Here is a 25,462-nt window from a genome sequence, read left to right as displayed (position 1 = left end):
TGGTTGCCTAAAAGGAGTCATTGTATCCCTTCTATAGCAACAAAGATCACATTGTATCAATACAGAAAGGCATCGCAATGTTTACCCTGTCGCGGACCCGTCCCGTTCCCGCCCGTCATGGCCGTCTGAGCCTGATCGCGCGCGTTGCGCGCGTCCTCGAAGCGCGCCGTTCGCGGATGGCGCTGGGGAAACTCGATGACCATCTGCTCGAAGATATCGGAATTAGCCGGGAGATTGCCCGGCAAGAAGGGCGCCGCTTCCTGTGACGCGAACGATCCGGGCAATTCCCCTGACCGGAATCGTCTTTTGGCCGGGCCTCAGCGCCCGGCTCTTTTTTTGCCTTTTAGCGGAAGCTCACTCGCTGGACTGCATCTCGGCCGGTGCGGCCCCCGCATTGCGCCGCGACAGATCGGGGCGCAGCGACAGGAGCTCGGCCCGCTGCGCCGCATCGAAACCTGCCAGCATGGCGGTCTCTGGCCGGAAACTCTCGACCCACAAACCTTCGCAAAGCAGCATCTCCGGCGCATCGAGCAGCAGCTGGAGATAGCGCACGCCGCCCTCCGCGTGATCGACCTCGACCCCGTCCAACCCGACAAGCTCCTGTGCCATAACGACATTTCCGCGCAGCGGCGCAAGCAACCGGTGATTGGGCGAGACGCGCAATTCCTGCGCGGGATGCCCCTCGCCAAGCGCGCCCGCGCGAATGCACACCGGGCGCAGCAGCGGATTGAGCGCGAGATCGGTCTCGGTGAAGACGCGCGACCCGATCCAGCGCAGCACCTGAACGCCGGAATCCCGGGTCACGAGCCGGGCGCCGGGCCGCAGATCGCCCGACGCGACGCCCCCGGCCTCGGTCGCCACGCGCGTCTCGGGTGTCACGCAGGGAATGGCCGCGCGAAACGCCGCGATGGAGCCGGAAAACACCGTCTCGCCCGCCGCGTCATAGCCGCTGATATGGCCGTCGGCCTCGTCATGGCTGTCGAATTCGAGACGCAGAGCCTCGGTACGCGCCATCGCGGTGCAGCGCAGGCCCTGAGCCGGCGAATGCGCCAAAATCTCCGCGATATCCGTTGCGCGCATGCTCCGCGTCATCCGATCCTCCTGCCTCCCAACAGTCGAGATCCAGAATGACACGATAGCGACAAAACTCTAAGGCGAAAACGTGTTTTACCACCTCTACGTGTGGAGTAGCGGAAACGAAGTGTTCAAGTCGCGGAAACAACACAAAAAGCGCCGCGCCCGGGGAAACCCCGGACGCGGTCGCAATTTTCGCTCTGGCGCGGCCCCGATAGGGCGCGCGACTTAGCTCATCAGCAGCACGTTCGCTTCGTGCTTCTTCAGCGTCTTGCGCGCCGCGTGATAGGCATCGCGGCCCTTTGCGGTCTGCAGGTCGGGGAAGATCTCGAAGATTTCCTGACGCTGCGAGTTGCCCATGCCACCCAGAGTTTGATCGCCGGGCTGGAAGCTTTCGGTCCAGGAGCCGTTGGCGAGCAGAACTTCGTGACGGTCGAACATGAAATGCAGGTAGCTGGTGCCCAGCGTCTCCACCGTATCCACGCCCTGATTGGCGACGAGATGCTTGGCCGCGACGAGAACCTCATGCTCTTCGAAATAGAGCGCGGTCTTGTCGTTTGCGACGAGCATCCGGTGGTTCGGCGAGACCATCATGTCGCGCTCGGGCAGATCGTTGCCCAGCGAGCCTTTGCGGATCAGCACCGGCTTGAGATGCGGCGCGTGCTGCAGGCGCTCGCGGCTCATCTCGGCGCGGCCCGCCCAGCGAACCACCTGAATGCCGTTATCGCGGGTCAGGACCTTGTCGCCTTCGCGCAGCGTCTCGGCCGGAACCTCGCCGCGCGGCGTCGCGATCAGCGTGCCCGGCGTGAAGCAGGGAATGACATCCTCCATGTTGGAGAATTCGAGCGTGCCGGTGACATTGCCGCTGCCATCGAGGAAGTCGACCGTCCCGGCATAGGTGCTGACACCCGAGACCGGGTCGTAATCGGTGACCGTCGAGTGGACGCGCAGCGGGCCTGCGCCCTGCAGGTCGAGCGTGTCGTAATCGTCGCCACCCTCGCCACCGTCGAGCGTGTCGCCGATGCCGTCCTCGGACGAGCCGACGATGAACAGGTCGCGATCGTCACCGCCATAGACGGTGTCGGCATCCGCGCCGCCATCGAGCGTATCGTTACCTTCGCCACCGTCGAGATGGTCGGCCCCCGCGCCGCCTTCCAGCGTATCCTCGCCCTGCTGACCGTAGAGCACGTCATCGCCCAGACCGCCCATGATGCTGTCATCGCCGGGCTCGCCCGGGTCGTCTTCGACCGGGCAGGTGTCATAGGTCATGTCGGTGATCGAGATCGCCTGATCCGTATCGCCACCGTTCGAGTAGGCGATGGTCAGCTTCGCGGTCGGATCGTTGATCGTGACCTTGACCGAACCGATCTTGTCGTCCTGATTCAGATAGCCGGTATCCTGATCGCCACCGGTGATCGTATAGGTGCCGTCGCCATTGTCGGTGACGGTCTGGTTGCCCTCGGGGTCGATCGTGATGTCGACCGGATTGCCATCGGCATCCACCGCCGAAAGCGTCACGATATCAACGTGATCGTCATAGCTGTCCGAGCGGTCGAGATCGTTGATCCGGAAGCTCAGCCCCTGAACTTCGCCGGTGTAGTCGCTGTTGTCCGACGAGAAGGTCAGAACGGTCGTCGAGGTCGGCGACACGCCGTCCCCGCAATCGCCGCCCGCACCATAGAGTTGCAGCGCCGAGCAGCTGTCGAAGTTCTCACCCGCTTCGGTATATTGCGCGGCGGTGGTCAGCGTCGCCTTCGCCCCGGCATCCTGCGACTGGAAGTCGAAATGGACCTTGGTCTCGCCCAGATCGACGGTTTGATCCTTCACCTCGCCGCAATCGGTCTGGAAATGGCTCCAGTCCACGGTCTCCGAGACCGGATCGCAGGCCGGGCCGCCCGCGGGATCATTGTCGCCATAGATCGTGTCGTTGCCGTCATCGCCTTCGAGCGTGTCGTTGCCGCCCTCGCCGAAGATCAGGTCATTGCCATTGCCACCCTCGACGGAGTCGTCGCCCTGACCGGCATAGACCGTGTCATTGCCGTCGCCCGCGATGATGTAGTCGTCATTCGGCGCGGCGCCCGGAAGGATCGCGTCGTTATTGTCGACCATGTCGCCTTCGGGATCGCCGGTATAGTCGTCATCGATCAGATCGCCGCCGGAGGTGCCTTCGACGATGCCGTCGGGCGCGCTAACGTCGATCGTGACGGTCGCGGTGTCGTAGCCGCCCTGCCCGTCATAGATCTGATAGGTGAAGCTGTCGGTGCCGGAATAGTTGGGATCGGGCGTGTAGGTGATCGTGCCATCGGCATTCACCGTGACCGAGCCATGCGCCGGATCGCTCGCCCAGGTCACCTTGAGCGGATCGCTGTCGGGATCGCTGTCATTCGAGAGCACGGCAATCGTCTGCGCGGTGTTGTACTTCACGTTCGCGCTGTCGTTGACAGCGTTCGGATCGGAGTTCTTGTCGCAATCATCGTCGTCGTGATGATAGTAATAATAAGTCATCCCCAACTCTCCTTTACCGTCCGCTTGGCTCCGTGGCCCCGCGCCGTGTCTTCCCTTTGGCGCAAAGCGGCAGCGCCATGACGTGGCCGGACCCGAAGTCCGAACGTGAATGTCGAGAAGAATTGGCCAGCGTCAGCGCGCGCGGGCGCTGCCAGCAAAGTCGCCGCAGATCGCTCCGCGTCTCCTTTGCCCTAAAGGTCGAGGCCGTTATGGATCGGTCCCCTTGGCAGCGCCGGGCGAGCTCTCTTTCGACAACTCTTCTCTTCGGCCACCCCCATGGCCAAAAGCCCCCCAGCAGGGCTTGGCCTCAATTTGCCCATCTGGTCGCCACAAAGAAAAGGAGAATTTGCCGCTTTCTTGCCTCATTTCGGGGGATTGCTTGGAAAATGAGCACCAATAATCCGAATCGCGAAGTTCCTGTTTTCAAACGACGTTTCGATTTTGCAAAAGATCTACCTATCTTTTCGGCGGAAAACTTGCCAAAGTTTTGCCACATTTAAACTACCGGTTGTGTGGCGATTGGATGACCGGTGTCAGAAGGCGAAAAACTGTTTTCAAATAAGCGACAATACCTGAATCGATTTGTTTCCCGGAGAGGCCCAAATCGCGACCATATTTCTGCCGTGAATATGTCCCAATTGTCCTCAAGATCGCCGCAATGCGGCATCTGGTGCCCGTTTGTTCTGAGAACGAAACGAGATTTCTCCGAATCATCTTTTGATAACCACGTTTCACGATGCCGGGGTCTGCCCCAATTTCGCCCGATTTGGACAGAGGGGCCCCGGACACGGAAAACACCCGCGCAGGACATGGCAAAACGCGCCGGTCGGATCACCGTCGGCGCATGGATCTGTCATTTTCGGAAGGTCTGGTGCCCGAGGTCGGATTCGAACCGACACGCATTGCTGCGGCGGATTTTGAATCCGCTGCGTCTACCATTCCGCCACTCGGGCCCAGTTCGAACCCTCTAGCGCGCAGCCGCGCCCGAGGCAAGTACGCTTAGAGGTTACGCGTTGAAAACGTGTCGCATTGCTTGAGATCGCCGCTCTGATAGCCCCGCTCGAACCAGCGCTGCCGCTGGGCGGAACTGCCATGGGTGAAGCTGTCGGGCATCGGCACCCGGCCCGCCTCGCGCTGCAGCGTATCGTCGCCGATTTGCGCGGCGGCGTTCATCGCCTCCGCGATATCGCCCGGCTCGATCGCGCCGATCTGATCCTCGGCGCGGCGCGCCCAGATCCCCGAGAAGCAATCGGCCTGCAATTCGATCCGCACCGAGAGCGCGTTGGACTGCGCCTCGGAGCTTTGCGCGCGCACTTCATTAACCTTACCGAGAATCCCCAGCTCATCCTGCACGTGATGGGCCACCTCATGCGCGACCACATAGGCGGCGGCGAAATCGCCCCGCGCGCCGAGCTGCTGGCTCAGCGTGTCGAAAAACGCGGTGTCGAGGTAGACCTTCTGATCGCCCGGGCAGTAGAACGGCCCCGTCGCGCCGCTCGCGTTGCCGCAGGGCGATTGCGTGATGCCACTATAGAGGACCAGCACCGCCGGATCGTATTGCCGCCCCAACTCGGATTCGAACACGCCCTGCCAAACCTCCTCGGTATCGGCCAGCGTCACCGAGACGAAATCGCCCATCGCCTTCTCGCGATCGCTCAGCTCACCCGATTGCGTGACCACCTGCCCCGAGCCACCCGATCCGCCGTCAAGCAGCGGCGTCAGATCGATCCCGAGAAAATAGGCCACGACGACGATCGCGACGACGCCCAGGCCGCCGCCACCCAGACGGATCGCGCCGCCCCCTGCCCTGCGCTGGGCGCGCCGGTCCTCGATATTGCGGCTGCCGCGCCGTCCTCGCCATTGCATTCGCGAATGCCTCCCTCGCTTTTATGTGAAGTCTAGCGTGAGGTCGGGAAAAGCAAAGGTGCGACGCGCGTGACTTGACCTTGCGCCCCGCGCGGGAGATGAAGCGAACCGAGCAGCAAGGAAAAGGATGCCGCCATGATCCGCCGCATCTACGACTGGACGATGGCCCGCGCGAGCCACCCGCATGCGATGTGGTATCTCGCCGCTGTCGCCTTCATCGAAGCTTCGGTCTTTCCGATCCCGCCTGACGTGCTGATGATCCCGATGATCCTCGCGCGGCCCTGGGCGGCATGGCGCATCGCGCTGGTGGCGACCCTGTCGTCGGTCGCGGGCGGCTGTCTGGGCTATCTGATCGGCTATGGTTTCATGGATGCGATCGGCAAGCCGGTGCTGGATTTCTACGGCAAAGCCGACGACTTCAACTCGCTCGCCGCCCGGTTCAACGAGATGGGCGGATGGGCTGTGCTGATCGCGGGCGTCACGCCCTTCCCCTATAAGGTGATCACGATCTTCGCCGGCGCCACGAACCTGAGCCCGGTGCTCTTCCTCGGCGTCTCCTTTGTCGCCCGTGCGCTACGCTTCTTCGTGGTCGCGGGGCTCTTGTGGAAATTCGGCGAACCGATCAAAACCTTCATCGAGCGCTGGCTCGGCCCGCTCTTCACCATCTTCGTCATCCTGCTGATCGGCGGGTTCTATCTTCTGAAATATCTCTGAGGCCCCCGATGCAAGACCGCATGCAAACCCTGACCTCCTTCCGCAGCCTCGTGGGCTTCGCCGCCGCGGGCTCCGCCTTCGTGCTCGCCGGGGCCTTCGTCTTTCAGGCGTTCGGCTACGCGCCCTGCCATCTGTGCCTGCTGCAACGCTGGCCGCATCTGGCCGCCGCGATCATCGGGATCGTGATCCTCACCTTCCGCCTGCCCGGCTGGACCGCGCTTCTCGGCATGCTGGCCGCGCTGACCACCTCGGTCATCGGCTTCTATCACTCGGGCGTGGAGCGGAAGATTTTCGAAGGGCCCACCGATTGCACCTCGAGCGCCGTGGACACGACCGTCTCCGCCGCCGATCTGCTCAAGCAAATCAACGACGCCCCGCTGGTGCGCTGCGACGAGATTCCGTGGGACATCTTCGGCATCACCATGGCCAACCTCAACGCGGTCGGCTCGCTCGTGCTGGCAGGCATCTGGCTCTGGGCGTTCCTGAAATCGCGCCGCGCCTGAGCGGGGGCAAAGCCCCTTGCTCCGCCCGGGAAACCGCGCCAAGAACCGCGCATGAGCGAATCCAGACCTGATATTCTGTGCATCGGTTCGGTCCTGTGGGACATCATCGGCCGCGCCTCGGTGCATATGCATGAAGGCTCCGACGTGCCGGGGCGGATCGAACGGCTGCCCGGTGGGGTCGCGATGAATATCGCGATGACCCTGCGCCGCTATGGGCTGAAGCCTGCGGTGCTGACCGCTTTGGGGCGCGACAGTCAGGGCAACGACCTGATCCAATCCGCCGAGGTGCTGGGCGTCGATTGCAACTATCTGTATCGCTCCGACGATCTGCCGACCGACCGCTATATGGCGATCGAAGGCGCGAACGGGCTGATTGCGGCCATCGCGGATGCGCATTCGCTCGAGGCTGCGGGCGAGAAGATCCTCGCACCGCTCGCGGATGGGCGGCTCGGCACGGAAAACGAGCCGTGGACCGGCGCCATCGCGCTCGACGGCAATCTCACCGAGGCGCTTCTCAGCCAGATCGCGCATTCTCCGCTTTTCGCCAAGGCCGATCTGCGCGTGGCCCCCGCCAGCCCCGGCAAGGCGGAACGGCTGACGCCGCTTCTGGCCCATCCGGCGGCGACGCTTTACGTCAATCTCGAAGAGGCGGGCATCCTGTGTCAGGGCAGTTTCGACAGCGCTGAACATGCAGCCGAGACCCTGCTGGAACGCGGAGCTCAACGCGTGCTAGTGACCGATGGCGGCAAGGCGGCCGCCGACGGCAGTGCGGCCGCAGGCAATGTCATCGCCTCGGCCCCGCCCCCCGTCCTCGTGACCCGCGTGACTGGCGCGGGCGATACTTTCATGGCCGCGCATCTCGTGGCCGAACAGCGCGGCGCGGACCGCATGGAGGCGCTCGAGAGCGCCCTGACCGCCGCCGCGCGCTATGTTTCCGGAGAACTCGCCACATGAGCGCCCCCCTCACCTTCGCCGCCGAAGTCGCTAACGCGAAAGCCGAAAACCGTCCCATCGTCGCACTGGAATCGACGATCATCACGCACGGGATGCCCTATCCGCAGAACCTCGAGACCGCGCAGGCGGTCGAGGCCGAGATCCGCAAGGCGGGCGCAGTGCCGGCCACGATCGCGGTGATGGGCGGGAAGATCCATATCGGGCTCGAGCCCGAGGAGCTGGAGGCGCTCGCGCAGACCAAGGACGCGATGAAGGTCAGCCGGGCCGATCTGGCCGTCTGCCTTGCGAAGGGCGCGACGGGCGCCACGACGGTCGCGGCGACCATGATCTGCGCGAACCTCGCGGGCATCGACGTCTTCGCCACCGGCGGGATCGGCGGCGTCCATCGTGGCGCGGAAGACAGTTTCGACATCTCCGCTGACCTTCTGGAACTCGCGCAGACCCCGGTCAGCGTGGTCGCGGCGGGCGCCAAGGCAATCCTCGACCTCCCGAAGACGCTCGAAGTGCTGGAGACTCACGGCGTGCCGGTCATCGCCTATGGGCAAGACGCCTTCCCCGCCTTCTGGTCGCGCAATTCCGGCCTGCCCGCGCCGCTGCGCGCAGACAGCGCAGCCGAGATCGCCAAGTCGCAGCTCGCACGCGCAGCCCTCGGCCTGCCGGGCGGCCAGCTGATCGCGAACCCGATCCCCGCAGAGGCCGAGATCGCCCGCGAGGAAATCGTTCCGGTCATCGAACAGGCGCTGCAAGAGGCCGAGGCGCAGGGCATCGCCGCCAAGGCGGTCACGCCCTTCCTGCTGTCGCGCATTTTCGAGCTGACCGAAGGCCGCTCGCTCGAGGCCAATATCGCCCTCGTTCTGAACAACGCCCGTCTGGCTGCCGCAATCGCGGGCGAAATCATCACAGCGCGGGCCGCCTGATACGCGGCCCATTGCCCATCGTGGCGGCGCTGCCTAGATAGCAGGCAACGCATCGCCACGAGAGGGCGCATCCAGATCATGACAAAAGACGACCCCCATCCGCGCCGCCGCTCGCGCTTTGCCGCGCTGCGTGCCTCCTTCTTTACCGGGTTGATCGTCGTCGCGCCGATCGGTCTGACGATATGGCTCATGTGGACGATGGCCGGCTGGGTCGATGGCTGGGTGCTGCCGCTTGTCCCGCCCGAACTGCGCCCCGAGCGCTATATCGGCATCAATGTGCGCGGGCTCGGCGTCATCATCTTCCTTGTCTTCACCGTGATCGTCGGCTGGCTCGCCAAGGGCTTCTTCGGGCGCACGATGCTGCGCTTCGGCGAGAGCATCGTCGACCGCCTGCCCTTCGTGCGCACGGTCTATAGCGGGCTCAAGCAGATCGCGGAAACGGTGCTCAGCCAGTCCGAAGGCAAGTTCGACCGCGCCTGCATGATCGAATATCCGCGCGAGGGGCTAAAAGCGGTCGCCTTCGTCTCCTCGACCGCGAAAGGCGAGATCGCGGCGAAGGCCGAAGACGACGACCCGCTGATCTCGGTCTTCCTGCCGACGACGCCGAACCCGACCTCGGGCTTCCTGCTGTTTGTCCCGCAATCGCAGGTGACCTATCTCGACATGTCGGTCGAGGATGCGGCGAAGCTGATCATCTCGGCGGGGCTCGTCTATCCGCAGCCGAAAGAGGCGAAGCCCGCGAAGAAAACCAAGGTGAAACTTCAGTCGAACAAGGCCTGAAGATCGGTCGACGCCTCTTTGCCGATCTTGTCGGCATGGGCGTCGAGCCAACGATCCGCCGCCGCCCGGCCCGCCAGTTTCAGCTTCGCGAGCATCCCCCATTCGGGCAGGATCTTCGACTTCGCGCTCAGCTCGCCCATGACGTCGTCATCGGCGATCATATGGATCAGCACATCCTTCATCGCCCCTTCGGGGAGGCGGTCCTCGCGGATCAGCCGATGCACGAAATTGATCGCTCGCAATTCGCGCAACAGCGAGGAGTTGAAGCTGATCTCGTTGACCCGCTCGTCGATCTGCGCGGGCGTTTTCGGGATCTCGTCGCGCCAGAGCGGGTTGATCGAAATCACCACCACGTCGCGCGGATAGGCCGGTTCGAACAGCGGGAAAAGCGGCGGATTGCCGGTATAGCCGCCATCCCAATAGGCCTCCGTCCGGCCCGTCTTCGGGTCGTCGATCTCGACCGCCTGAAAAATCTCCGGCAGACAGGCGGAGGCGAGGATCGCGTCTGCCGTGATCTCTTCACCGGTGAAGACCCGAATCTTGCCGGTGCGCACATTGGTGGCCGAGACATGCAGCCGTGGACCCTCGCTCGCACAGACGTCACGATAGCGAAACCGCTCCACCACCGAACTCAGCGGATTGACGTAGAACGGTCCCGCGTCATAGGGCGAGAAGACCCGCGACATGCCGTCGATGAAAGCCGCGGGCGTGAAGGCGTCGAACCAGCGCGTCAGCGCCTCGGTGCCGGGCAGTTGCGCGGGCATCAGCCGCTCGAGCCGCAGATCGACGCTTTCGGCGACCTGGCTCCAAAGCTCATCCAGAGACGCGCGTGCGCCCTGACGACCGGCACGGGCATAGCCTGCCTTGAACGCAGCTCCGTTCAGTGCCCCGGCCGAGGTGCCCGAGATCGCCGCGTAGTCCAGCCAGTCTTCATCCAGAAAACGGTCGAGAACGCCCCAGGTGAACGCGCCATGCGCGCCCCCACCTTGCAATGCGAGGTTAATACTCTTGCGGTTCATCGGCTCGGCCCTTTCGCTGCCTGCCTCCCTGCCGCAGAGTTATGCTGCATCGCAGCAAAAGCAAGTCCCCTCGCCGAGCGGCGCTCTTAACCTAGCAGATCGTGGCACAATTCGAGCGCAGAAATCAGCGCATCGGCCTCTTCACGGGTGTTGTACATCCCGAAAGACGCGCGCGCCGTGGCCGTGACGCCAAGCCATTCCATCAGCGGACCGGTGCAATGCTGCCCCGCACGCACCGCCACGCCCCGCTTGTCGAGGATGGTCGAGATGTCATGCGGATGGGCCGGACCATTCAGCGTGAGCGAGAAGATCGCGCCCTTATCCGCCGCGGTGCCCTGCTGGTTGAGCCAGTTCAGCCCGTTCAGTTTCTCGGCGGTGTAGTCGCGCAGGTCGCGCTCGTGCTCGGCGATATTCTCCATCCCGATCCCCATCAGGTAATCAAGCGCGACCCCCATGCCGATCTGCTGCACGATGCCGGGCGTGCCCGCCTCGAACTTCATCGGCGGCGTGTTGTAGATCACCGTGTTGCGGGTGACGGTGTCGATCATGTCGCCGCCGCCAAGGAAGGGACGCATCTCCAGCATCCGGTCGCGGCGGATGAAGAGCGCCCCGGAACCGCTTGGTCCGTATAGCTTATGCCCGGTGATGACGTAGAAATCGCAGCCCAGATCGTCGACATCGACGGGGCCATGCACCGCCGCCTGCGAACCATCGACCAGCGTCGCGATCCCGCGCGTCCGTGCAGCCTGCGCGATCGGTTTCACATCGACCCGTGTGCCCAGCACGTTCGACATATGGGTGATCGCGATCAGCTTGGTGCGCGGCGTGATCGCCTCCAGCACCTTCTCGGGCGGCAGCGAGCCATCGGCTTCGGGCTCCACCCAGACCAGCTTAACGCCCTGACGTTCGCGCAGGAAATGCCACGGCACGATATTGGCGTGGTGCTCCATCACCGACAGGATGATCTCGTCGCCCGGCTCGAGGTTCGGCGCACCCCAGGCGTAGCTCACGAGGTTGATCCCCTCGGTCGAGCCGGTGGTGAACACGATCTGCTCTTCATCGGCGACATGCAGGAAGCGCGCGACGATCCCGCGCACGCTCTCGTATTTCTCGGTCGCGATATTGGACAGAGTATGCAGCCCGCGATGCACGTTGGAATAGTCGTGCTCATACATCCGCGTCATCGCGTCGATCACGACGCGCGGCTTTTGCGCCGAGGCCCCGTTATCGAGGTAAACCAAGGGCTTGCCGTTCACTTCTCGCGTCAGGATCGGGAAATCCGCGCGGATTTTTTCGATATCATACATGGAGCACCTCAGAGTGACGCGGGGTCTGCGGGCATTTGCACGAGGCCGGTCGACACCAGCACGATCCCCGCGATCATCGCCGAGCCCAGAAAGGTCAGGATAACCCCGAAGCCGGTCGCCACGGGGTTTTCGAACCCGTGCAGAACCATCGTGAACTGCACCAGCAAATAGAACATCAGCGCCACCAGCAGCACCGACATCAGCGTGGCCGAGATCGGGAAGAAGACCATCAGCACGACCTGAATCATCTGACCGATCATCAGAACGAATTCGATCCAGGTCAGAAGCAGCAGCGCATCCGGGAATTTCCCATGCCCGCCAAAGCGTTGGCCGACGAAAGACATGGCGAAAGCGCCATAGACCAGAAGCGCGCCCTGCAGCCCCACCACGGTCAGCGGCGGCGTCACCGTGCCGATATCCACCTTGGTGATGAAGGAGAACACGAGCTGCGCGAGCGTGCCGAGGATCGCGGTCATCACGACCACCAGAACCATCGCCATGAACCGCGCATTGGCGTTCAGATTCAGCCCGATCAAATCGCGCGCAACCGATTTCGGATCGGTGAAGCTACGGATAAGCCATTCTTTAAGATCGGGCTGCATCAGTTTGTTTTTCCTTCGAATTCTACCACGCGCAACGCTGCGCCCCATAGCAGGACGAAGGCTACCGTCACAAGCGCGGAGACCAGCGAAAGTTCCGCCCCGCGCCCGATGAACCCCGCCACGAGCCCTTGCAGCAGCATCAGCGGCGAGACCGCCAGAAGCGACCAGAACAGCGCGACGCGCGCACCATACCAGCTTCCCTGCCCGCCGAGGAGCCTCAGCACAAGGTGGCTCAGTGCCGCAATCGCGTAGAAGACGGGCACGGTCGCGAGCAGCGCCAGCACCGTGCCCATCATCAGCCCGACCATCGGCTGGTCGGGCATCTCATGGGCAATCCGCGACAGCCGGGGCCACTGCGCGATGAAGATCACGGTCAGCGCCGCAAGCAGGAAGACCAGCGCGCGCGGCTCGGAGGCCGGGCGCGCGAGATGCTCGCGCATCACCACGCGCGGACGCCGATAGCTGCGCCGGATATCGTCTGTCGCGGACATCGCAGCGCCTCAGCCGCGATGGCGTGCAAGCCACCCTTCCAACCGGGTCAGGATCGCATCGCGGAACCGCTCTTCCTCAATCTCTTCAATGGCATCGGCCACAAAGCTCAGAACCAGAAGCGCGGTGGCTTCCTCTTCCGGCACGCCGCGCGAACGCAGGTAGAAAAGCGCAGTCTCGTCGATCGCGCCGGTGGTCGAGCCGTGCGAACACTGCACGTCATCGGCATAGATCTCGAGCTCCGGCTTGGCGAGGAACTGGCTGTTCTCGTCGAGCAGCAGCGACTGGCTGATCTGGTAGCCATCGGTCTTCTGCGCGCCCGGCTTCACGAGGATCTTGCCCTGGAAGATGCCCTCGGCACCGTTCTTCAGCACCTTCTTGAAGACCTGACGGCTCTCGCCGCGCTCGGCCCCGTGCGTGATGAAGACGGTGTCGTCGTGGTGGAACTTGCCGGTCTTGCCATCGCCAAGAGCCGCGCCCGCGACATGGGCATTCGCGTCATCGCCCACGATGTCGATCACGCATTCATTGCGCGTCAGCACCCCGTTCGAGGTCAGCGTGAAGCTCTTGAACAGACCTTCTTCCGCGACGCGGGTGAAGATCGAGGTGATCGCCCGACGCTCATGGTCGCGGCCCTGCACCCGGATGTGGTGGAATTTCGCGCCCTTGGCGACATCTACTTCCATCAGTTTGTTGAAGCGCGCACCTGCCGGGCCGTTCTCCAGAACCGTGATCTCCGCGCCCTCTTCCAGCTTCACGAGATGATGCAGGATCGGGTCGGAAGTCTCTGATTCATGGGTGTAAATCAGGCTCACGGGTTTCTCGGCGGCACCGGTCACGCGGATCAGAACGCCATCGGTCGCCGACGCCGTGTTGAGCGCTGCGAAGGGACGTTTCACCGGGTCCTGACCGTTGGCCTCCAGTGTGCCATAAAGGCTGCTGGCCCAGCTCACGTCGGGCGCATCGGCGAGGCGCAGGATTTCGACGCCGGACATCGACAGATCGTCGGAGGCCTCGGCATCGAACACGCCGTCGCGGAACACGATCTTCAGACGATCGATCTCGCCGAAAATCTCCGGCTCGTCATCGCTGAACGGCGCTGCGGGCACCGGATCGGGCGCGATGAAATCGGTCGGGTTGGTCCAGCGCCAGTATTCGTCGCGACGGCCCGGCAGGCCCATCGCGTTCAGACGGTCCAGCGCGGCGCGGCGTTGCGGCCCGAACCCGTCGGGCAGAGAAACGCGCGCCAGCCGCGTCTCGGCGGGGGTCATTTTCTCGACTGCCGACATTACGCCATCACCTCCGAGATCCCGTGTTTCGCGAGCAGGTCGGCATAGCCGTTCTTCTCGACTTCGAGGGCCAGTTCCGGTCCGCCGGTTTCGATGATGCGGCCATCCGCCATGATGTGGACGACATCGGGTTTGATGTGGTCGAGCAGGCGCTGGTAGTGGGTGATCACGAGGAAGGAACGGCCCTCGTCGCGCAGCGCGTTCACGCCTTCGGCCACCAGACGCATCGCGTCGACATCGAGGCCGGAATCGGTCTCGTCGAGGATGCACATCTTCGGCTCGAGGATCGCCATCTGGAGGATTTCGTTGCGCTTTTTCTCACCGCCCGAGAAGCCGACATTGACCGGGCGCTTGAGCATGTCCGCGTCGATCTTGAGCGATTTCGCCTTGCCGCGCACCAGTTTCAGGAAGTCGCCAGCCGAGATTTCCTCCTCGCCGCGCGCCTTGCGCTGCGCATTGAGCGCGGTGCGCAGGAAGGTCATGTTGCCGACGCCGGGGATTTCCACCGGGTATTGGAACGCGAGGAACAGGCCCGCGGCCGCGCGCTCTTCGGGCTCGGAATCCAGCAGGTCGGTGTCGTTGAGATGCGCCTCGCCTTCGGTGACCTCGTAGCCATCGCGACCCGAGAGCACATAGGACAGCGTGGACTTACCCGAGCCGTTCGGCCCCATGATCGCATGGACCTTCCCGGACTCGACGCTCAGGTTGACGCCCTTGAGGATCTGCTTGTCCTCTTCTTCCAGTTTGACGTGCAGGTTCTTGATATCAAGCATGGTTCTTCCTCAGGATACGGTTACAGCGGTGCCGGAGGCCGACACCATAAGCATGGATTGGCCGACGACCTCGTAGTCGAGATCGACGCCGACAACGGCATTCGCGCCCAGCTCGCGGGCGCGGTCTTCAAGCTCGCCGAGCGCCGTGGCGCGCGCGTCTTGCAATTTGGATTCGTACGCGCCGGAGCGGCCACCGATGATGTCGGTGACTTGCGCGAAGATATCGCGGACGACATTGGCGCCCATGATGGCTTCGCCCACGACGATGCCATGATAGGTCGCGATCGGGCGACCCTCGATGCTGGGGGTGGTGGTGACGATCATGCGCGCCCTCCCGTTTGGCGACCCATGCGGGCCGCGGCGGGCGCGGGCGCGCGAAGGGTCAGAAGCGGATAGTGGTCTCGGCGTAGCGCAGGGTGCGCGGCTCGAATTGCGCGGTCTGCTGCTCCACCCAGTCGGGCGTGAAGGCCAGCGCCGCCATATCCGGTTGCCAGAAGGCGATATTGTGCAGCCCCACGAAGGCCAGCGCGACGCCCAGCAACTGCACCGCCATCAGTTTCACCGAGGCGAGCCGCAGCATCATACCCAGCCCGAAGGCGGTCAGCACTGCCGCAACCACGAGGACCAGATCCGGGTTGGAGCCCACTTTCTCGGCCAGTTCCGGCGTCAGAAAGCGCATTTTCAGCGCGGTGACGACCATCATTCCGATCGCGCCGACCATCAGCGCCGGCAGAACCTTGAAGACGGCCAGCCGCGAGTGACGCGTCTTGGCGATGACCTGACGCAGCATCGCTGAATCGTTGGCCACCCAGGCTTCCTGATCCCCGATATGCAGCTGAATCCGGCCCTTCGCCGATTTCCGCGTTTTCTCGATCCGCGCGAGGCGATCGTTGAAGCTGGCGCTCGATACCGTCATGGCCCTCACCTATCCATTTGGACAGGTTAAGACATGCATAAGAATTATGCCCGAAATGCGGCAGATCCTCGGCAATTTCGATATTTGCGCGCGTGAAGATCACCCGACGCTCCCCTCCAGCGAGATCGCCACAAGGCTTTGAGCTTCCATCGCGAATTCCATCGGCAGCGCCTGAAGGACTTCGCGGCAGAACCCGTTGACCACAAGCGCCACGGCCTCTTCCTCGTCCATCCCGCGGGCGCGGCAATAGAACAGCTGGTCGTCATCAACCTTCGAGGTGGTGGCCTCGTGCTCGACCCGGCTCGAGTTGTTCTTCACCTCGATATAGGGAACTGTGTGCGCGCCGCATTTGTCACCGATCAGCAGCGAGTCACATTGCGTGTAGTTGCGCGAGTCGGTCGCTTTCGGGTGCATCGAGACGAGACCGCGATAGGTGTTCTGCGCCTGACCGGCCGAGATCCCCTTGGACACGATCCGCGAACGGGTGTCCTTGCCCAGATGGATCATCTTGGTGCCGGTGTCCGCCTGCTGCCAGTTATTCGCGATGGCGATCGAGTAAAACTCGCCTTGGCTTTCCTTGCCGCGCAGGATGCAGGACGGGTATTTCCACGTGATCGCGGAGCCGGTTTCGACCTGCGTCCACATCACCTTGGCGCGGTCACCGCGGCAATCGGCACGCTTGGTGACGAAGTTGTAGATGCCGCCCTTGCCGTCTTCATCGCCCGGGAACCAGTTCTGCACCGTGGAATATTTCACCTCGGCGTCTTCCTCGACGATGATCTCGACCACGGCCGCGTGCAGCTGCGCAGTGTCGCGCTTGGGCGCGGTGCAGCCTTCGAGATAGGACACGTAAGAGCCCTTGTCGGCGATGATCAGGGTGCGCTCGAACTGCCCGGTGTTTTCCGCGTTGATGCGGAAATAGGTCGACAGTTCCATCGGGCAGCGCACGCCCGGCGGCACGTAGACGAAGGAGCCGTCCGAGAACACGGCCGAGTTCAGCGCAGCGTAGAAGTTATCCGCCTGCGGCACGACCGAACCGAGATATTTCTTCACCAGCTCCGGGTGTTCCTGGATCGCTTCCGAGATCGAGCAGAAGATCACGCCCGCCTCGGCCAGCTTGTCCTTGAAGGTGGTCCCGACGGAGACGGAGTCGAACACCGCGTCGACGGCGATCTGGCGATCTTCGAGGTTGATGTCTTCCGCGCCTTCGACGCCCGCGAGGATCATCTGTTCCTTCAGCGGAATGCCGAGCTTTTCATAGGTGGCGAGCAGCTTGGGATCGACCTCGTCGAGCGATTTGGGCTTCTCGACCATGCTTTTCGGGCGCGCGTAGTAATACTGGTCCTGAAAGTCGATTTCCGGAACCTTCAGCAGCGCCCAGTTCGGCTTCGGCATATCTTCCCAGCGCGAGAAGGCCTGCAGACGCCATTCGGTCATCCACTCCGGCTCTTTGTTCTTGTCCGAGATGAGGCGGACGATATCCGTGTTCACGCCTTTCGGCGCGTATTCCATCTCGATATCGGTGTCCCAGCCGTATTTGTAGGTGCCCATATTCTGGACGGTCTCGACCGTCTCGCGATCGACGCCTTCACGTACTTCCACCTGATCAACGCCCGCCATATCCGGCTCTCCCATCTCTTACCCGCGCCGTGCGCGGTGTTTCGCTTCGCATTTCAGCCAGTGTTCGGCGAAACGCATGACATCTTCTTCGCGGCTCTGCGGCCCCAGCGAGACCCGCAAGGCCGATCCCGCCTCGGTTTCCGAAAAGCCCATTGCGACCAGCGCAGCCGAGCTTTTGACCTTCCCGCTCGAACAGGCGGAGCCTGCGGAAACCGCGAACCCGCCCAGGTCCATCTGCATCACCTGCGTCTCGCCCTTCCAGCCGGGCGTGATGAAGCAGGAGGTGTTCGGAAGCCTGTGCGATTCATTCCCGACAAAAATAGTCTCGCTTGCCCGATCCGCAATGGCGTTTTCTAGAATGTTTCTAAGTTTTTCGATCTCGCGCCAGATTCCGCCCTCAAGATCACGCGAGGCGGCTTCGGCTGCCGCACCGAAGCCCGCGATGCCGATCAGGTTCTCCGTACCGGCCCGCCGACCCATCTCCTGACCACCACCTTTGAGCTGCGCCGCGATATCCGTGCCGCGCTTCACGATCAGCGCGCCCACGCCTTTCGGCCCGCCCAGCTTATGCGCCGAGACGATGCCGCAGGTGGTGCCGAGCCAGTTGAACGCAAACGGGATCTTGCCGAAACCTTGGGTGAGATCGCTCAGATACAGCCCCTCGGGCAGTTCCTGCACCACGCCGGTCTCGGAATTGGCCAGCTGCAGGGCCGAATTTGCCGGATCGGTGACGGTGATCCGCCCTGCCCGATCGACGGGCAGATCCTCGACGCACCAGCTGCGGATCGCGTCATGCTCGACGCCCGCGCAATGCACCTCGCGCCCGCCAAGCGCCAGCGCCGCCGCCTCGGTCGCGCCGGAGGTGAAGATCACATCCTGCCCCTCGGCCCCCAAAGCCGCGGCAACCTGAGAGCGCGCGCGCTCCATCAGCGCTTTCGCCGCGCGCCCTTCGGAATGGACCGAGGACGGGTTGCCCACCACATCCATCGCTTCGATCATCGCCTGACGGGCTTCTGCCCTCAGCGGCGTTGTCGCGTTCCAATCGAGATAGCTGCGCGCCATGATACGCTCCGCTTGGTTAAATGTCGGATACCTGCGGCGGGGATAGGGCAGCCGCGCCCCAGAAGAAAGGGCGTGCCTTCGACTTGGCAAAAATATCCCCCGCGGAGCGTCCGCGAGTGCCCCTCAAGCCCCGGCGGTCGAACTTACTCGTCGACGACCGAAAACAGGCTCGGCACGGCCGGACAGGGTTTCATGCGGTTCTTCACCACATCGTCCAGCGTCGTCTGGTGCAGGAAGACGAAGACCTGTGCCGACAGGCTCTCCCACAAACGGTTCGCCATCGACTGCGCCCGCGAGCCCGAAATCGCCCCTGACGCACCAGCGCCCACATGCATCGCCGAGACGGTCTCGTCCACGGCCTCGAAGATCTCCGAGATGCGGATTTCCGACGGGCAACGCGCCAGCCGGTAGCCGCCGCCCGGACCGCGCACCGAATTCACCAGCCCCGCCCGGCGCAGCCGCACGAAAAGCTGCTCCAGATAGGGCAGTGAGATATCCTGACGCTCCGACAGCGCCGCCAGAGAGGTCCGGCTGCCTTCGCCCGCCAGCGCCAGATCGACCAGCGCGACCACCGCGTAACGGCCTTTCGTCGACAGTTTCATGCACCCTCCTCGGCCCGAGACCCATCCGAACCCGTATTTAGCCGAAAATCGGCCCGAAAACACCGCCCGCGCTGGAGTGAATCATTGCTAAAGCATTGACGCAAGCGCGAGGGCCGATTACCTCCACCAATGCCCGATCTCCCGGCATGGCGCCGGGGGAGGCTTTCTCCTAGGCCAGCCGCGCCGACCCGTCAAGAAAGGCAGGAGCGCAGGCGCCCAAGGAACCCAGAGCTGGCGCAATAAAAACGAGAGACGATGCCCGAAGTCATTTTTCCCGGTCCCGAAGGTCGCCTCGAGGGGCGCTACCACCCGCAGCCCGCACCCGACGCGCCGATCGCGATCATTCTGCACCCCGATCCGCAGTTCGGCGGCACGATGAACAACCGCGTCGTCTATAACCTGCACTACGCCTTCTACAAAATGGGCTTCACCGTTCTGCGCTTCAACTTCCGGGGCGTGGGCCGCAGCCAGGGCGAATACGATCAGGGCGTGGGCGAATTGTCCGATGCCGCCTCGGCGCTGGACTACCTGCAGACGATGAACCCCAACTCGAAGCATTGCTGGGTCGCGGGCCATTCCTTCGGCGCGTGGATCGGCATGCAGCTTCTGATGCGCCGTCCCGAGATCACTGGGTTTATCTCCGTTGCCCCGCCCGGCCCCTCGTCGCCCGGCCCCGGCAATTACGATTATTCCTTCCTCGCGCCCTGCCCGTCCTCGGGCCTGATCATCAACGGCACGAACGACCGGATCGCGCAGCCCAAAGAGACCGAGCAACTGGTCTCCAAGCTGCAGGAGCAGAAGGGCATCACGATCACCCATGAGGTCATCGAAGGCGCGGATCACTTCTTCAAGAACGAAGAAGCCCATATGCAGCCGATGATCGACACGGTTCAAACCTATGTCCGCCGCCGCCTGACGGAGGGCACGCGCTAATGGCGCTGATCGACGAACTGGCCGAGAAGCTCGCCACCGACACGATGGAGGCGATGCGCAAATACGACGACGATCGCCTCTTCATGGAGGTGAGCAACTATATCGGCACGTCGTCGCCCTCGCTGCAGGAGGCCTTTATCACGGCCTGTCGCCTGCATATGGCCGAGCAACGTGGCCGCGAATTCTTCGAGCGCAAGCTGGTGGAACTGGAAAAGCGGGCGCAGGCAGCGGCGAAGACACCGGATTCCGGGACCGGGTCATGAGCCCGGGGGCCGCGCGCGTCGTTTTCGCAGCAGCCCTCTCCCTCGCCCTGTCGCTGATCATCGCGACAGCCTTTCATGCAAGCCACATGATTTGCGACGGAGAGTGGAGCGGCGCGTCCTCGCGCGGCGAAGCGCTGATCCGGGGCCTGGGCGAATTGCTCGCGAACCCGATGCATATGATCATCGTGGTCGTCCCGCTCTGGCTGGGCTGGACCGGGTTGTTGCTCGCAGCTGCGAACCGCGCGATCCCGCCGGTTCTGGGGATGGGCATCGTCGTCTTCTCGATCCTTGCCACGGTCCTGTTCTACGCTTTCGCGGCACCGAACCTCGACTGTTCCGGCTATACCGACCGCGCGTTGAGCTGGCGCGCCGGCGGTCTCTTCGCCTTCGTGGCGCTGCTTCTGCTTCTGCCCCGGCTCTGGAGACGTACATGACCCGGCTCGATCAGCAATTCACCTTCCTCGCCGAGGCCGAGAAACTGAAATCGGTGACCCGTGCGACGCCGATCCACGACGCCTCGCGCCCCGAAAACTCGGGCGAGCATAGCTGGTCGCTCGCGCTCTATGCGCTGACGCTGGCCGAACAGGCACCCGAAGGCGTCTCGATCGACCGGGTGATCCGCATGCTCCTGCTGCACGATCTGGTCGAGATCGACGTGGGCGATGTGCCGATCCATTCCAAGGGCGGCACGGCGCATGGCGCGGAAGACATCCTGAAAGCAGAAGCCGCCGCCGCCGAACGTATCTTCGGGTTGTTGCCCGGGGATCAGGGAGCGCAAATGCTGGCGCTCTGGCAGGAATTCGAGGCCAACGAGACCCCCGACGCGATCTTCGCGAAATCGCTCGACCGGGTGCAGCCTGTGCTGCTCAACCACCAGTCGGGCGGTGGCTCGTGGATCGATTACGATGTCAGCTTCACCCAACTCGAAGAGCGCATCGGCACCAAGATCGCCCGCGGCGCGCCTGCGGTGTGGGACTGGGTACGGGATCGGGTCGAAGGCTGGTTCGCCGCACGCAGCTAAGCCACACTCGGCCCTTGCCCCCTATTCCGAGGCGTTCCTCCGGGATTTCGCGGAACCTCCGTATACAATCGCATACCGTCTAGCCAAGCGCATCTGAATCGGGTAAGAGGCAGCAAACCGAGGCTTCAACCGAAGAGGGCTGTGCCATGAGCGACAAGAACACTCCTGACATCATTTACACCAAGGTCGACGAGGCCCCGGAACTGGCGAGCGCATCGCTGCTGCCGATCGTGCGCAAATTCGCGCAAGCGGCCGGGATTTCGGTCGGCACCAAGGATATCTCGCTCGCGGGCCGTATCCTCGCCACCTTCCCCGAAGCGCTTACCGAAGAGCAGCGCCAGTCGGACGATCTGGCATGGCTCGGCGATTACGTAAAGACGCCGCAGGCCAACGTCATCAAGCTGCCGAACATCTCGGCCTCGGTGCCGCAGCTCGTCGCCGCCGTGCGCGAACTGCAGGGTCAGGGCTACGCCCTGCCCGACTACCCGGAAGAGCCGAAGACGGATGAGGAAAAAGCCGTCCGCGCGAAATACGACTCGATCAAGGGCTCGGCCGTGAACCCGGTGCTGCGCGAGGGTAACTCGGACCGCCGCGCCGCCGCTGCCGTGAAGAAATTCGCGCAGAACAACCCGCACCGCATGGGCGAGTGGACCGCCGACAGCAAGACCCGCGTGGCGACCATGTCGGAGGGCGATTTCTTCTCGAACGAACTCTCGGCCACCCTGCCGAAAGCGTCCACCGCGAAGATCGTTCTGGAAGGCGCAGATGGCGAGACCGTTCTGAAGGACGGCGTGAGCTATCCCGAAGGCACCGTGGTCGATGCGACCTACATGTCCGCTGACAAGCTCGACGCGTTCCTCGCCGAGGAAATCAAGAAGACCAAGGACGAAGGCGTCCTGTTCTCGCTGCATATGAAAGCGACGATGATGAAGGTCTCCGACCCGATCATCTTCGGTCATGCGGTGAAGGAATGGCTCAAGCCGGTCTTCGAGAAATACGGCGACAAGATGAAGTCGCTCGGCGTCGATCCGGCTTCGGGCATGGGCGATCTGCTGGAGCGCGTCAAAGGCGAGCCGGAAATCCTCGCTGCGATCGAAGAGGTCCGCGACCAGCGCCCGCCGATGTATATGGTGAACTCGGACAAGGGCATCACCAACCTGCACGTGCCCTCCGATGTCATCATCGACGCCTCGATGCCCGCGCTGATCCGCGCCGGCGGCAAAGGCTGGGGCCCGGACAACAAGGAACACGACTGCGTCTGCGTGATCCCGGACAGCTCCTACGCACCGGTCTACGATGCGACGATCGAGTATTTCAAAGCCAACGGCAAACTGAACCCCGCTACCGCGGGCACCGTTCAGAACATCGGCCTGATGGCGCAGAAAGCCGAGGAATACGGCTCGCACCCGACCACCTTCGAGATCCCGACCGACGGCACCGTGAAGATGGTGCTCGACGACGGCACCGTTCTGCATTCGCATGACGTGAAGAAGGGCGACATCTGGCGTTCGGCTTCGGCCCGCAAGGCGCCGATCGAAGACTGGGTGAACCTCGCCATCGACCGTCAGAAAGCAACCGGCTACCGCGCGATCTTCTGGCTCGACGCAAGCCGCGCCCACGATGCGGAGCTGATCTCCTTCGTGAAGCCGATCTTGGAGGCCAAAGGCGTGGCCGACAAGTTCGAGATCATGGCCCCGCGTGAGGCGACGATTGCCTCGCTCGAGACCATCACCAAGGGCGAGAACACGATCGCGATCACCGGCAACGTGCTGCGCGACTACCTGACCGACCTGTTCCCGATCCTCGAGCTGGCCACCTCGGCCAAGATGCTCTCGATCGTGAAGCTGATGCAGGGCGGCGGTCTGTTCGAGACTGGCGCGGGCGGCTCGGCGCCGAAACACGTCCAGCAGCTGGTGGAAGAAAACCACCTGCGTTGGGACTCGCTGGGCGAATTCTGCGCATTGGGCGAGAGCTTCAAGTTCTTCGCCGACCAGACCGACAACGCCAAGGCGCGCGTGCTGGGCGAAACCGTGGAGACCGCGACGCAGGGCATCCTCGACAACGATCGCTCGCCCTCGCGCAAGGTCGGCGAGCCCGACAACCGCGCCAGCCACTACTGGTTCGCCCGTTACTGGGCCGACGCGCTGGCGGCGCAATCGAGCGATGCCGAGCTGGCCGCCGAATTCGCCCCGATCGCCAAGGCGCTGGCCGACGGCGAAGCGAAGATCGTGGCCGAACTGGCAGAGGTTCAGGGCAAGCCCGCCGATATCGGCGGCTACTACCACGCCGATCCGAAAAAGCTCGCAGCGGTGATGCGCCCGAGCGAAACGCTCAACGCCATCATCGGCTGAGAGCACTGAGACAGAAGGGGCGGCGCGGGCCGCCCCTTTCGATTCCCGGCCTCCCCGGAACACAAACCCGTGAATTTTGGAAGGAACGCGCATGACCAAGATCAAGGTAGACAACCCCGTCGTCGAACTCGACGGCGACGAGATGACCCGCATCATCTGGGACTTCATCAAGCAGAAGCTGATCCTGCCCTATCTCGATATCGACCTGAAATATTACGACCTCGGCATCGAGAGCCGCGACGCGACCGACGACCAGATCACCGTCGACGCGGCCGAGGCGATCAAGCAATACGGCGTCGGCGTCAAATGCGCGACGATCACCCCCGACGAGGCGCGGATGGAGGAATTCAACCTCAAGCGCATGTATCGCTCGCCCAACGGCACGATCCGCAACATCCTCGGCGGCGTCATCTTCCGCGAGCCGATCATCTGCAAGAACGTCCCGCGCCTCGTTCCGGGCTGGACCAAGCCGATCGTCGTGGGCCGTCACGCCTATGGCGACCAGTACAAGGCCACCGATTTCCGCTTCCCCGGCAAGGGCACGATCACGCTGAAATTCGTGGGCGACGACGGTGAGGTGATCGAGAAGGAAGTGTTCAAGGCCCCCGACGCAGGCGTCGTGATGGGCATGTACAACCTCGACAAGTCGATCATCGACTTCGCGCGGGCCTCGCTGAACTACGGTCTGCTGAAGGGCTGGCCGGTGTATCTCTCGACCAAGAACACGATCCTCAAGGCCTATGACGGGCGCTTCAAGGATCTCTTCCAACAGGTCTTCGAGGAAGAATTCGCCGAGAAGTTCAAGGAAGCGGGCATCTGGTACGAGCACCGCCTGATCGACGACATGGTGGCGAGCTCGTTGAAATGGTCGGGCGGCTATGTCTGGGCCTGTAAGAACTACGATGGCGACGTGCAGTCGGATACGGTCGCGCAGGGCTTCGGCTCGCTGGGCCTGATGACCTCGATCCTGATGACGCCCGATGGCCAGACGGTGGAAGCCGAGGCCGCCCACGGCACGGTGACGCGTCACTATCGTCAGCACCAGCAGGGCAAGGAGACCTCGACGAACTCCATCGCCTCAATCTTCGCCTGGACCGGTGGCCTGAAGCACCGCGCCAAGCTGGACGGCAACGCGCAGCTTCAGACTTTCGCGGAAACGCTCGAGAAGGTCTGCGTGCAGGCGGTCGAAGACGGTCACATGACCAAGGACCTCGCGCTGCTCGTCGGCCCCGATCAGAAATGGCTGACCACGATGGGCTTCCTCGAGAAGATCGACGAATACCTGAACAAGTCGCTGTCGCTCTGAGCGCTGCGAGATGGACTGAGGAAGGCGGGGGGCTCCCCGCCTTTTTTCGTTTCTGGCGCGGGGCGACCAGCCCCGGGGCTGCGCCCACCCGAGGTCGGGCGCGTCCCTCAATCCTTAGTCGGGCCGGGCGCATCACACGCCCGGCCCTTTCTCTTACCGCATCATGCTCCACGGCTCTGGCGGAGGCTCGGCGGGCCCGAGCCCGATATCTCTGCGCAGATGGTCGCTGAGCTGCTCCGCATCGAGCGGACGCGGCTTGCCGCCACGCGCGATCAGCGCAAACAGTGCCGCACGGAGAACTTTGCCTGCGCCGAATTTGGCGATGGCGGCTTCGATGGTGAACGCGTCGCTCGGACGCTCGAGAGTCTGGATCATGTCATGTCCCGGCGCGGGACTCCGCCCGCAACCGGCCTTTCTTCTACTGATGTGAAAGAAGACCCGACGGGGACCGCGAGAGCGCGGCCAAGATGCGTCGCGACAGGATCGGGACGCGGAAATCGGGTCAGTTTGCGGGAGTGGGGCCTAGGCCCCGGGGCGTATCGGGAGGGTCAGTCCTGGCGTCGTGCGACGCGAGTGGTGACCGAAAAGCCGATACG

The 25,462-nt window shown here is 63.4% G+C and carries 27 protein-coding genes and 1 tRNA gene; 12 read left to right on the top strand and 16 right to left on the bottom strand.

Going from position 1 to position 25,462, the window contains the following annotated elements; translation table 11 throughout:
- The first annotated feature begins 20 nt into the window (after positions 1 to 20).
- Positions 21 to 266 (top strand): DUF1127 domain-containing protein, encoded by a 246-nt coding sequence (locus BMI88_RS15985; RefSeq protein ID WP_246831909.1) that lies wholly within the window; start codon positions 21 to 23, stop codon positions 264 to 266.
- A gap of 88 nt (positions 267 to 354) precedes the next feature.
- Here BMI88_RS15985 and BMI88_RS15980 read toward each other — a convergent pair whose 3' ends face one another.
- The 4 genes from BMI88_RS15980 to BMI88_RS15965 form a co-directional block, all read right to left on the bottom strand.
- On the bottom strand, positions 355 to 1,092 hold the full coding sequence (locus BMI88_RS15980; RefSeq protein ID WP_078550321.1) for a Hint domain-containing protein: 738 nt from the start codon (positions 1,090 to 1,092) through the stop codon (positions 355 to 357).
- Positions 1,093 to 1,302: 210 nt separating this feature from the next.
- The gene (locus tag BMI88_RS19940; RefSeq protein WP_078550319.1) at positions 1,303 to 3,579 is read right to left on the bottom strand and encodes a Hint domain-containing protein; all 2,277 of its coding nucleotides are present in this window, start codon (positions 3,577 to 3,579) and stop codon (positions 1,303 to 1,305) included.
- 869 nt (positions 3,580 to 4,448) lie between these two features.
- A tRNA-Leu gene (locus tag BMI88_RS15970) sits at positions 4,449 to 4,532 on the bottom strand.
- A 46-nt stretch (positions 4,533 to 4,578) separates the two neighbouring features.
- On the bottom strand, positions 4,579 to 5,445 hold the full coding sequence (locus BMI88_RS15965) for a neutral zinc metallopeptidase (RefSeq protein WP_078550317.1): 867 nt from the start codon (positions 5,443 to 5,445) through the stop codon (positions 4,579 to 4,581).
- 135 nt (positions 5,446 to 5,580) lie between these two features.
- Between BMI88_RS15965 and BMI88_RS15960 the strand changes: the two genes are divergently transcribed.
- The 5 genes from BMI88_RS15960 (at position 5,581) to BMI88_RS15940 (ending at position 9,313) form a co-directional block, all read left to right on the top strand.
- Positions 5,581 to 6,159 carry a YqaA family protein gene (locus BMI88_RS15960; protein ID WP_078520707.1) on the top strand — a complete coding sequence of 193 codons (579 nt, stop codon included), beginning with the start codon at positions 5,581 to 5,583 and terminating at the stop codon, positions 6,157 to 6,159.
- 8 nt (positions 6,160 to 6,167) lie between these two features.
- Positions 6,168 to 6,662: a disulfide bond formation protein B gene (locus BMI88_RS15955; RefSeq protein ID WP_246831908.1), complete on the top strand. Its 495-nt coding sequence runs from the start codon at positions 6,168 to 6,170 to the stop codon at positions 6,660 to 6,662.
- A 51-nt stretch (positions 6,663 to 6,713) separates the two neighbouring features.
- Entirely contained in the window at positions 6,714 to 7,616 is a 903-nt protein-coding gene (locus tag BMI88_RS15950; protein WP_078520708.1) for a PfkB family carbohydrate kinase, read from the top strand.
- Positions 7,613 to 8,533, top strand: coding sequence for a pseudouridine-5'-phosphate glycosidase (locus BMI88_RS15945; protein ID WP_078550315.1), 921 nt, complete (start codon positions 7,613 to 7,615; stop codon positions 8,531 to 8,533). Before BMI88_RS15950 ends, BMI88_RS15945 begins: the two co-directional genes overlap by 4 nt.
- A 78-nt stretch (positions 8,534 to 8,611) precedes the next feature.
- Positions 8,612 to 9,313 (top strand): DUF502 domain-containing protein, encoded by a 702-nt coding sequence (locus BMI88_RS15940; protein ID WP_078540889.1) that lies wholly within the window; start codon positions 8,612 to 8,614, stop codon positions 9,311 to 9,313.
- Here BMI88_RS15940 and BMI88_RS15935 read toward each other — a convergent pair.
- The 11 genes from BMI88_RS15935 to BMI88_RS15885 form a co-directional block, all read right to left on the bottom strand.
- A complete protein-coding gene (locus tag BMI88_RS15935; RefSeq protein ID WP_078550313.1) occupies positions 9,295 to 10,332 on the bottom strand; it encodes a patatin-like phospholipase family protein in 1,038 nt (345 codons plus the stop codon). The two genes, BMI88_RS15940 and BMI88_RS15935, sit on opposite strands and share 19 nt — an antisense overlap.
- Before the next feature lie 86 nt (positions 10,333 to 10,418).
- Positions 10,419 to 11,639, bottom strand: coding sequence for a cysteine desulfurase (locus BMI88_RS15930; protein ID WP_078550311.1), 1,221 nt, complete (start codon positions 11,637 to 11,639; stop codon positions 10,419 to 10,421).
- Between the two features lie 8 nt (positions 11,640 to 11,647).
- Positions 11,648 to 12,241 (bottom strand): YIP1 family protein, encoded by a 594-nt coding sequence (locus BMI88_RS15925; protein WP_158522163.1) that lies wholly within the window; start codon positions 12,239 to 12,241, stop codon positions 11,648 to 11,650.
- The gene (locus BMI88_RS15920) at positions 12,241 to 12,732 is read right to left on the bottom strand and encodes a Yip1 family protein (protein WP_078520714.1); all 492 of its coding nucleotides are present in this window, start codon (positions 12,730 to 12,732) and stop codon (positions 12,241 to 12,243) included. The genes BMI88_RS15925 and BMI88_RS15920 overlap by 1 nt, the downstream gene beginning before the upstream one ends.
- A gap of 9 nt (positions 12,733 to 12,741) precedes the next feature.
- Positions 12,742 to 14,019: a Fe-S cluster assembly protein SufD gene (gene sufD / locus BMI88_RS15915; protein ID WP_078550307.1), complete on the bottom strand. Its 1,278-nt coding sequence runs from the start codon at positions 14,017 to 14,019 to the stop codon at positions 12,742 to 12,744.
- Entirely contained in the window at positions 14,019 to 14,792 is a 774-nt protein-coding gene (gene sufC / locus BMI88_RS15910; RefSeq protein ID WP_075774850.1) for a Fe-S cluster assembly ATPase SufC, read from the bottom strand. Before sufC ends, sufD begins: the two co-directional genes overlap by 1 nt.
- A 9-nt stretch (positions 14,793 to 14,801) precedes the next feature.
- Entirely contained in the window at positions 14,802 to 15,116 is a 315-nt protein-coding gene (locus BMI88_RS15905) for a heavy metal-binding domain-containing protein (RefSeq protein WP_078520716.1), read from the bottom strand.
- Between the two features lie 58 nt (positions 15,117 to 15,174).
- Positions 15,175 to 15,708, bottom strand: coding sequence for a hypothetical protein (locus BMI88_RS15900; protein WP_078550305.1), 534 nt, complete (start codon positions 15,706 to 15,708; stop codon positions 15,175 to 15,177).
- A gap of 99 nt (positions 15,709 to 15,807) precedes the next feature.
- Entirely contained in the window at positions 15,808 to 17,328 is a 1,521-nt protein-coding gene (gene sufB, locus BMI88_RS15895; protein ID WP_078550303.1) for a Fe-S cluster assembly protein SufB, read from the bottom strand.
- A gap of 18 nt (positions 17,329 to 17,346) precedes the next feature.
- Positions 17,347 to 18,390, bottom strand: a complete 1,044-nt coding sequence (locus BMI88_RS15890) for a cysteine desulfurase family protein (protein ID WP_078550301.1) — start codon at positions 18,388 to 18,390, stop codon at positions 17,347 to 17,349.
- 143 nt (positions 18,391 to 18,533) lie between these two features.
- The gene (locus BMI88_RS15885) at positions 18,534 to 18,992 is read right to left on the bottom strand and encodes an Rrf2 family transcriptional regulator (RefSeq protein WP_078550299.1); all 459 of its coding nucleotides are present in this window, start codon (positions 18,990 to 18,992) and stop codon (positions 18,534 to 18,536) included.
- Between the two features lie 255 nt (positions 18,993 to 19,247).
- Here BMI88_RS15885 and BMI88_RS15880 point away from each other — a divergent pair, with 255 nt between their 5' ends.
- The 6 genes from BMI88_RS15880 to BMI88_RS15855 all read left to right on the top strand — a co-directional run bounded on the left by BMI88_RS15880 (position 19,248) and on the right by BMI88_RS15855 (position 24,866).
- The gene (locus tag BMI88_RS15880; protein ID WP_078550297.1) at positions 19,248 to 19,925 is read left to right on the top strand and encodes an alpha/beta hydrolase; all 678 of its coding nucleotides are present in this window, start codon (positions 19,248 to 19,250) and stop codon (positions 19,923 to 19,925) included.
- A complete protein-coding gene (locus BMI88_RS15875; RefSeq protein ID WP_210402039.1) occupies positions 19,925 to 20,188 on the top strand; it encodes a hypothetical protein in 264 nt (87 codons plus the stop codon). The genes BMI88_RS15880 and BMI88_RS15875 overlap by 1 nt, the downstream gene beginning before the upstream one ends.
- Positions 20,185 to 20,622 carry a hypothetical protein gene (locus BMI88_RS15870; protein ID WP_078540871.1) on the top strand — a complete coding sequence of 146 codons (438 nt, stop codon included), beginning with the start codon at positions 20,185 to 20,187 and terminating at the stop codon, positions 20,620 to 20,622. The genes BMI88_RS15875 and BMI88_RS15870 overlap by 4 nt, the downstream gene beginning before the upstream one ends.
- Positions 20,619 to 21,209 (top strand): HD domain-containing protein, encoded by a 591-nt coding sequence (locus BMI88_RS15865; RefSeq protein WP_078550295.1) that lies wholly within the window; start codon positions 20,619 to 20,621, stop codon positions 21,207 to 21,209. The genes BMI88_RS15870 and BMI88_RS15865 overlap by 4 nt, the downstream gene beginning before the upstream one ends.
- 146 nt (positions 21,210 to 21,355) lie before the next feature.
- A complete protein-coding gene (locus BMI88_RS15860) occupies positions 21,356 to 23,560 on the top strand; it encodes an NADP-dependent isocitrate dehydrogenase (RefSeq protein ID WP_078550293.1) in 2,205 nt (734 codons plus the stop codon).
- Positions 23,561 to 23,651: 91 nt separating this feature from the next.
- A complete protein-coding gene (locus tag BMI88_RS15855; protein WP_078550291.1) occupies positions 23,652 to 24,866 on the top strand; it encodes an NADP-dependent isocitrate dehydrogenase in 1,215 nt (404 codons plus the stop codon).
- Positions 24,867 to 25,019: 153 nt separating this feature from the next.
- Here BMI88_RS15855 and BMI88_RS15850 read toward each other — a convergent pair whose 3' ends face one another.
- Positions 25,020 to 25,241 carry a hypothetical protein gene (locus tag BMI88_RS15850; protein ID WP_078550289.1) on the bottom strand — a complete coding sequence of 74 codons (222 nt, stop codon included), beginning with the start codon at positions 25,239 to 25,241 and terminating at the stop codon, positions 25,020 to 25,022.
- Positions 25,242 to 25,462 lie beyond the last annotated feature (221 nt).

This window comes from Thioclava sp. F36-6, from assembly GCF_002020305.1.
Taxonomy (GTDB): domain Bacteria; phylum Pseudomonadota; class Alphaproteobacteria; order Rhodobacterales; family Rhodobacteraceae; genus Thioclava; species Thioclava sediminum.
This window is presented reverse-complemented; position numbering and strand designations above follow the sequence as displayed.